The 7750-nt window shown below is 47.2% G+C and carries 7 protein-coding genes; 2 read left to right on the top strand and 5 right to left on the bottom strand.

The genetic code is table 11. The features are described from left to right. Positions 1 to 175: 175 nt before the first annotated feature. Positions 176 to 814 carry a pentapeptide repeat-containing protein gene (locus tag IQ270_RS05410; protein WP_193972224.1) on the top strand — a complete coding sequence of 213 codons (639 nt, stop codon included), beginning with the start codon at positions 176 to 178 and terminating at the stop codon, positions 812 to 814. 88 nt (positions 815 to 902) lie between these two features. Here IQ270_RS05410 and IQ270_RS05415 read toward each other — a convergent pair whose 3' ends face one another. The 4 genes from IQ270_RS05415 to IQ270_RS31815 form a co-directional block, all read right to left on the bottom strand. Then, the gene (locus IQ270_RS05415) at positions 903 to 1964 is read right to left on the bottom strand and encodes a TIGR03032 family protein (protein WP_193972225.1); all 1062 of its coding nucleotides are present in this window, start codon (positions 1962 to 1964) and stop codon (positions 903 to 905) included. A 251-nt stretch (positions 1965 to 2215) separates the two neighbouring features. Continuing rightward, positions 2216 to 2560, bottom strand: a complete 345-nt coding sequence (mazF, locus tag IQ270_RS05420; RefSeq protein WP_339384333.1) for an endoribonuclease MazF — start codon at positions 2558 to 2560, stop codon at positions 2216 to 2218. Then, complete coding sequence (locus tag IQ270_RS05425) at positions 2557 to 2799, bottom strand: AbrB/MazE/SpoVT family DNA-binding domain-containing protein (protein ID WP_193972227.1); 243 nt, start codon at positions 2797 to 2799, stop codon at positions 2557 to 2559. Before IQ270_RS05425 ends, mazF begins: the two co-directional genes overlap by 4 nt. A 418-nt stretch (positions 2800 to 3217) precedes the next feature. Continuing rightward, positions 3218 to 3403 (bottom strand): hypothetical protein, encoded by a 186-nt coding sequence (locus tag IQ270_RS31815; RefSeq protein WP_193972228.1) that lies wholly within the window; start codon positions 3401 to 3403, stop codon positions 3218 to 3220. Here IQ270_RS31815 and IQ270_RS32230 point away from each other — a divergent pair. Further along, positions 3323 to 6691, top strand: a complete 3369-nt coding sequence (locus IQ270_RS32230) for a DUF4347 domain-containing protein (protein ID WP_339384334.1) — start codon at positions 3323 to 3325, stop codon at positions 6689 to 6691. The two genes, IQ270_RS31815 and IQ270_RS32230, sit on opposite strands and share 81 nt — an antisense overlap. A 97-nt stretch (positions 6692 to 6788) precedes the next feature. Here IQ270_RS32230 and IQ270_RS05440 read toward each other — a convergent pair. Beyond that, positions 6789 to 7750 (bottom strand): glycosyltransferase family 2 protein (locus tag IQ270_RS05440; RefSeq protein ID WP_193972230.1); only part of this gene is annotated, 962 nt, incomplete at its 5' end.

A 7750-nucleotide genomic window follows, 5' to 3' on the forward strand; every position in this document is an offset into this window, starting at 1 on the left:
TTGGTATTACGCACAAACCAAGTTTATGAACGAAAAATCTGGATTTTACCGGCAAAATCTGGGTCAGTGCGTAGGTTGGGTTGAGGAACTAAACCCAACATTTTCGCTACAATTTTTTTCATACCCAAGCTGATTGTACTATAATTAAGAAAGACCCACAAACCCTGAATCAAAAATGAAAAACAACAGCTCAATCACCTTAATGAACTGGCTGCAACCCAAACCAGAAACCGTTTTGCTTTGCGACTCAATTGCAGCAGCTTCCGAGATGGCATTTATGCTCAACGGTGAGTGGGACGGGTGTAATAGTTTGGTTCTGCCTAAATGCGACAAGGTAGCGATTCAAGCAGCCGCTAGTTTGCTGGAAACATCGTGGTGCTACCAAAATACTTGCGAACCGGTTTTGATTCGGCTAGAAGTAGACGAATTGCTCAGCCGTTATACAGGGGGAGACAGGTTTTTTATTAATGCTAACTTGCGATGCGCGCAATTGAGCGAACTTTGCTTGGAAAACATCGATTTGAGTTATGCTAAATTAAATTTAGCTAACCTCAGCGGCACTAATTTAAGCAAAGCAAACTTAATTGCTGCACAGATGCAATCCGCAAATTTGAGCGGCAGCAATTTGAGTAAATCGCAACTTGTGAGAGCAAATTTATCAGGAGCAAATTTATCTGATGCTAATCTTAGAGGTGCCGATCTGAGTTATGCAGATTTAAGCAATGTTTGTTTCACAGGTGCGGATTTAAGAGGTGCAAATTTAGCTCGAACAGACTTAAGAAAAACAAGCTTAGATGGGGCGATTGTTGAGTAATACCAAATCCCGCTTAAATATACCCTCTGCCTACATCCTATCAACATTTATCCGCGTCCATCCGCATAGATCCGCCACCATCAGCGGTTTACAATTCCAAAGTAATTAACTGAGCAATTTCATCGGTTTGAAAACCCAAAGCCATCGGCTTTTGCACTCCCCCAATCACCTGCACATCATACAGTTCCGTGACAATTCCTTCAAACCGCAACCAATGAACGATCGCCCCACTATTCAAATCTATCACCATCATCCCACACCGAGCCTCAGCATCCTTAGCTACCAACAACTCATCCAATTCCAAACCGCTAAAAGTATTGTCACCGCCCCTCGGTTTCGACAAGCCAACAATCGCCCAATTTTGCCAAAAAGCCAGTCCTCGGACATATCCCGGACAAAATGCGATCGCCTCAAATTTCCCCGTCTCTAAATCCACATAACCCAATTCCCCCCGCCCCGAATTCAGCAACCACAACTTATCTCGATACCAGCGAGGTGAATGCGGCATTGACAATCCCGTGACGATAATATCATTAGATGCGACATCAATCACTATACCGCCGTTTTTTCGGCGATCGCGCCAGCCATCCACCACATCCGACTGACTCGACGCTGTAACATATTTCGCCTCCCCATCCACCATCGCCAAACCGTTAAGGTGACAGCGGTCTTCATTGATGTATTGTGAGATAAAACCTGGTTTCCAGAGAGGTCTGCAACTGTGGCGATCGCTCAAAGTAGCGATACAATTAAACAACGTGCTAATAAACAGAATTTGGTTATTTTTATCGACAGCGATATCGTGAATGTCGATATCTCCCGTAGTATAGGCAATTCTTGGTATATATAGTTTATCGTAACCTTGATGTTGTCCACCCTCCGCTAGCACATTATCTAATTGCCAGAGTTGATATTTTGAGCTTAGATAAAGGCGTTCCGGCGTGCAGAAAAGTCCCATAGCGCGATCGAATATTCGCCAAAAAGCCGATATTCTGTTGGTTTCGGGTGCAGCACCGATTAACATCAACCTGCTGGTTTGATAGGTAGTGCAAGCGAGGCTGATGTGTTGTTCGGTTAACCAAGATGGCAAATCGCGATCGCCAAAAATCTCATGTTCTTCGACTGTATTCAAAATTGTGTCGTTATTCATAAAATCTATAAAATTTTAATTTCCGTAGGGGCGGTTTTACCAACAATAATTGCCTCAAATTCACAATATCATAAACCCGCCCCCAAGCAACTCGTTTGTATCGAAGTCTAGATCCCCCTCGCATCCCCCTTAAGAAGGGGGACTTTGAGACTCTTGCTGCCCCCTTTTTAAGGGGGGCTGGGGGGGATCTGTCTTATCTGAACCATAATTGCCTAAAACCCACAATCTCATAAACCCGCCCCCACCAAACCTCACAGTAACAATGGCTCAATTTTGATTTGCACCTCCTCAATCACATCTTCAGATACAGACTCAACGAATCGAACACCGCGAACTTTCCAGTCTAAACACTTGATTTGATCGGCAAGAATTACTCCCTGAACTTTCAATCCAGTCGGTAGGGAAACTTCAAAAGGATACCCTTTTTGTTGCTTTGTAATCGGCAGAAATAAAGCTAAAGAGCTTTTCTGATTGTAAGCACGAGGTGACAGCACAAAAGCAGGTCTAAGTCCTTTTTGTTCGTGTCCCTTTGTTGGGTCAAAGTCTAAATAAACGATATCACCTCGACTCGGAATGTAGGGATTCGATCGAGTCACCAAACTTCATTCCCCACAGCAACTCCACTATCAATCTCAGTATGAAGATTCTCTGGGGTAATCGCCTCAACCAACTCCTCAAGCGAATAACGCCGACGAGCGATCGGCTCGATCGTCAGTTTACCATCTATCAACACAAGCTGCACTTGGGAACCTTCAGCTAAGTTAATCTCTTTAGCTAAATGCTGTGGAATCCTCACAGCAAGACTGTTTCCCCATTTGGCGATCGTCCCAACCATAGTTTCATCCTCTAGTTAGTGATATCACTCTCAGGATTTCACCCTTTTTTTAAGGATGTATATACAGAGTGTCTACAGCATAGCAACTAAGAAAAAGGTTGACAAGTTGTAACGGGCGGGTTCACCAACCATAATTGCCTAAAACCGATGATCTCACAAACTCGCCCCGACTTCGACTTTTAATAATTTGTTTAAAATAACCACAGAAATATAAAGATTTAGTAAATGAGAAGCTAAAACACTGACTTTACGATCGCACTTTGCTAAGCTCCTAGTAATTTAAAATCTAGCGTGTCATCTGCCATTAGGTAGAATTACCGCCGATCGCAATTCAATCGATAAATTTTTGCACCTCAAAAACAAATCATTCTACCGGAAGCAAAAACAGATGAACACCATAACTCAACTTAACCCCAACTCAAAAAAAAATTTTCCCTTGGTTGGTTGTATCTAATGCAACCAACCAAGGGAAATCGTCATCCTTGACGCTACAATACCGGACAGCGATCGCATAGCCCAAGGCATCAAACCAGATACGGCTACCTACATCCTCGAAAACAAGGTAAATGCGATCGAGCAAATCACCACAATCCTCGATCGGCATCAAGGCATCGAATCGCTACACATCATCACCCACGGCGGTTCCGGCAAGATTTACTTAGGCACGACAGAACTCAACAGCAGCAACATCGCCAACTACAGCCACCAATTGCAACAGTGGCGAAGGGCCCTGAGTGCCAACGCCAGCATCATCTTGTATGGCTGTAACGTAGCAGCCGGGAAATCCGGGCACCAATTCCTGACTCAACTGAACCAACTCACAGGCGCAAACATCGCCGCTAACTCCCAACCTACAGGTAACAGCAAACTCGGTGGCACCTGGGACATCCCCCAACTCATTCCCCCATCGCCCCAAAAGCCCAAACTTGCTCTGACAGAAACCACCCTCAAAACCTACAGTGGCGTGCTCAGCTTCTCCCCCCAAGTTGAATTCCCAACTAACATTGGCCCCGAATCCGTCAGCATCGGCGACATCAACGGCGACGGGAAACTTGACTTAGCAACGGCGAACCGCGGCAGCGCCAGCGCCTCGATCTTGCTCAACACCACCGCCACCAACGCCACCACCCCTACCTTTGCCACCAAAGTAGACTTCACAACTGGCGATGGCCCCAACTCAGTCAGCATCGGCGACATCAACGGCGACGGGAAACCTGACTTAGCTGTGGCGAACGGGAACAGCAGCACCGCCTCCATCCTGCTCAATACTACCGCCACCAACGCCACCACCCCCACTTTTGCCACCAAAGTTGACTTCCCTACTGGCACTAGCCCCTGGTCTGTCAGCATCGGCGACATCAACGGCGACGGGAAACCTGACTTAGCTGTGGCGAACTTCAACAGCAAAACCGTCTCCATCCTGCTCAATACCACTGCCACCGGAGCCACCAGCCCCACTTTCGCCACCCAAGTCACCTTCGCTACTGGCGATCGTCCCGCTTTCACCAGCATCGGCGACTTCAACGGCGACGGGAAACCTGACTTAGCTGTGGCGAACGGGAACAGCAGCACCGCCTCCATCCTGCTCAACACGCCAACGCCAGTAACTCCCACGCCAACGCCAGTCACTCCCACACCAACGCCAGTAACGCCAACGAATAATAACAACCCCCCAGTTGTAAATCTTTCTGCCTTTTCGCAAAGTGGAGCACTAGGTTTTGATCAAACTGGCAATGTGTTTACCTTGGCTGCAAACACCGATACTGACCCCGATCCGGGCGACATCATTAATTATTCGATCGCCCTGGCAGATTTCAATGCGTTGAATGAGTCGGCATTTACATGGAAGATCGATCGGAGTCGCGGTTACTATCGTCAGCCTGTAAATGGGTTAAGTTTTCCTGAGATTCCTCTCCCTTCATGGTTAACTTTCAATCCCGCAACTCGCAAAATTGAGCTCGGCGCGACTCGCCCGCAGAAATTTGACTACTGGATGAAGATAATAGGAACGGATTCGTCTGGTGCCAATGTTAGCGAACTTATCCGGTTCAAAAGTTACGCTTTTGGCGGTTTTGTAATCGACGACTATATTGCCGGTGCGAATGTCTTCTTTGATGCTAACAAAAATGGCATCCTCGATCCGAACGAACCCAAAGGCACAACTGACAGTCAAGGTGCATTTGGTTTTGATATTACTTCCAGCAGTTTTGACACTAATAATAACGGCAAACTCGATCCCAGTGAAGGTAATTTAGTTGCTTTTGGCGGCACCGACATCGGTACGGGTTTACCTCTAGAAACTCCGCTCAAAGCGACACCCGATGCAGAAATAATTACTTTACTGACTAGCATTGTAGCTGAATTAGCCGATCGCGGTTTAACCGTCAACGAAGCCAATGCCAAAGTCACCAGCGCTTTCGGTATTCCCAGCGACATACCCCTGAATTATGTCGATCCGATCGCCGCTACCCAAGGCGGACAACCGGGTGCTAAAGAAGCATTAACGGCAATGCTGGCAGCCCAAAACTCGATCACTCAAACGGCGGGATTAATTGAAGGTGCGAGTAATCTAACTATGGGTGATGCTGTCAAGCAAATAGTTAGCGCGATCGCCGATCGCATCCTAACAGGAACCTTAGATTTCACCAAACCCGAACAAGTGGCGGATTTAATCGGCAAGGTGGGCGATCGGGTAAAGGCGATCGATCCTAATTTTAACGCCCAAGAGATATCAGTGGCGGCACCAGCACTAGCGCAGGTAATCGCAGCATCCAATCAAAAGATCGTTAGTGCGATCTTAACTAATACCGATCTGACACAACTGCAAAAACAAGTAGCAGCAGTCCAAAAAATTGCTTTAGGTGAAACAACTAAAGACTTTAAGGCATTTGGTGCCGGTCAAAAAACCCTCGATTCTCTAGTTGCAGAAAACACGGGTGCGGCGTTAGATGAACAAATTTTGACTGGTGGTAATAACCCTGTAACTCCAACACCAATACCTATAGTCACAACACCAATACCTATAGTCACAACACCAACACCCGCAGTCACAACGCCAACACCCGCAGTCACAACGCCAACACCCGCAGTCACAACACCAATACCTATAGTCACAACACCAACACCAGTCACAACTCCTACACCGACACCGACACCGACACCGACACCGACACCGGAAGTACAGATAGCAATTGCTACGCCAAAAGCATCGGTATCAACATCGAGTAACGTGCGATCTGGTTTACCAGAAAACACTCGATTGGGAGATGTTTACCTGCTAACAGATGGCAACGATACCAGCTTCCCAGCAGCAGCATTAGGTTTAAGCGTATTTGCCCTTTCCGGAAACGATTCCTTAACCGGATTAGACTTCCCAAATACCTATTTTGGGAATCAAGGAGAAGATACTTTAATAGGTGAAGGAGGTAACGATCAACTTTTTGGCGGTAAAGGTTCAGACTCGCTTGATGGCGGTATTGGCAACGATTTTCTTAGCGGGAATAATGATAACGATATCCTGCTAGGTGGAGAAGGCGATGATACCCTACGCGGTGGTAAGCAAGATGATATCTTGTCAGGCGGTGCGGGGAACGATCTCCTGAATGGAGATTCCGGTTTTGATATCCTTACGGGCGGATCGGGAAATGATATCTTTGTCTTGCAAGATACGGCGACTGAACTATCTCAATCCGATCTGATTACTGACTTAAGTTCCGATGATAAAATCAAGTTAATTGATGTCACTTTCAGTCAATTAACTTTTGAGTCAGTTAGTGTGGTTTTAGATGGTGCAAGTGCTGTATTATCAACGGCAATTAAATCGGGGAATGACTACTTGGGAGTGGTTTACGATTTGAATCCAACGGCTCTTAATAGTAGCTCGTTCTTGTAAAAAATGAAAAGTACGCGCGCACGAAGCTATCCCGTAGGGATAGCTTCGCACGCGCGCACTTCTACCAATTTTGAAATATCCAGCAAAAACTTAACGATTATTCATACTTGCGGCCGCGCCACTGAGTAGGCTGATTTAACGCAGAAATTAGAATACGCAAAAACGCCAGCGGATCGGCCAAAGGTGACAGCCAAAACAGCCATTTACCAGAAGCCCCAGTTGTATCGTAACTCGGAGCGATCGCCAAACACAAAGCCGATCGCACCGCCACCAAAAATACATTCAATCCCCACAGCCAAAACTGCGGAAACGCCCCCACAGAAGGCACAGAACCAAACAGCAAATAGCACAATACAATCGGCACCGGCAAACCTTGAACCGCGAATAACAGCCACAAATCGCCCCAAATTTGACCGCCAGAAGCAGCATCTTTCAAATCGAGCGATCGCCCCCACTCATTCCAAGTCTCGATCGCCCCCTCATACATCCGCACCTGCAACACCTTCGCCCCATCCAAAAAACCCACCTTAAAGCCCTTAGCAGCCGCATAGCGAGCCAGAGTCACATCATCGCAAAAAGAACCTTTTGCCACCTCATAGCCCCCTAACGCCACCAAAACCTCGCGCTTACAGAGGAAACACTGACCGTTTGCCATCACCCGTTCCGGCACATCCCCGCCAGTCCCCGTCGGGCCGAACCGATAAACCAAAGTCATTAACAGCGCAGGTTGCAGCCACAACTCCCCCGGATACTTGAGGATAAACTGCGGCGACAGCGAAATCAGATCGTAATTTCCAGCTTTCGCCGTTTTGAGCAAACTCGCAATCAAACCCGGATGCGGCACAGTATCGGCATCTATCCCCAAAATCCACTCGCACTTCTGGGAACTTGCCAAAAAACCCCAATTCAGCGCCCACGGCCGCCCCACCCAGCCCGCCGGTAACGGATCGTCGTTAATCAACCGAAACCGAGGGTCTTTTTCGGCCGCAGCCTTGACTAAATCTCCGGTTCCATCTACCGAATAGCTGTCAACAACTACAACCTCTCGGAGTTCGTAAC

Source organism: Microcoleus sp. LEGE 07076, assembly GCF_015207455.1.
Lineage (GTDB): Bacteria > Cyanobacteriota > Cyanobacteriia > Cyanobacteriales > Microcoleaceae > Microcoleus.

Excerpts from the sequence above, each read along its gene's own strand:
- IQ270_RS05410 (WP_193972224.1), top strand. The coding sequence starts at position 176 with ATGAAAAACAACAGCTCAATCACCTTAATGAACTGGCTGCAACCCAAA.
- IQ270_RS05415 (WP_193972225.1), bottom strand. The coding sequence starts at position 1,964 with ATGAATAACGACACAATTTTGAATACAGTCGAAGAACATGAGATTTTT.
- IQ270_RS05425 (WP_193972227.1), bottom strand. The coding sequence starts at position 2,799 with ATGGTTGGGACGATCGCCAAATGGGGAAACAGTCTTGCTGTGAGGATT.
- IQ270_RS31815 (WP_193972228.1), bottom strand. The coding sequence starts at position 3,403 with ATGCCGATCGAGGATTGTGGTGATTTGCTCGATCGCATTTACCTTGTT.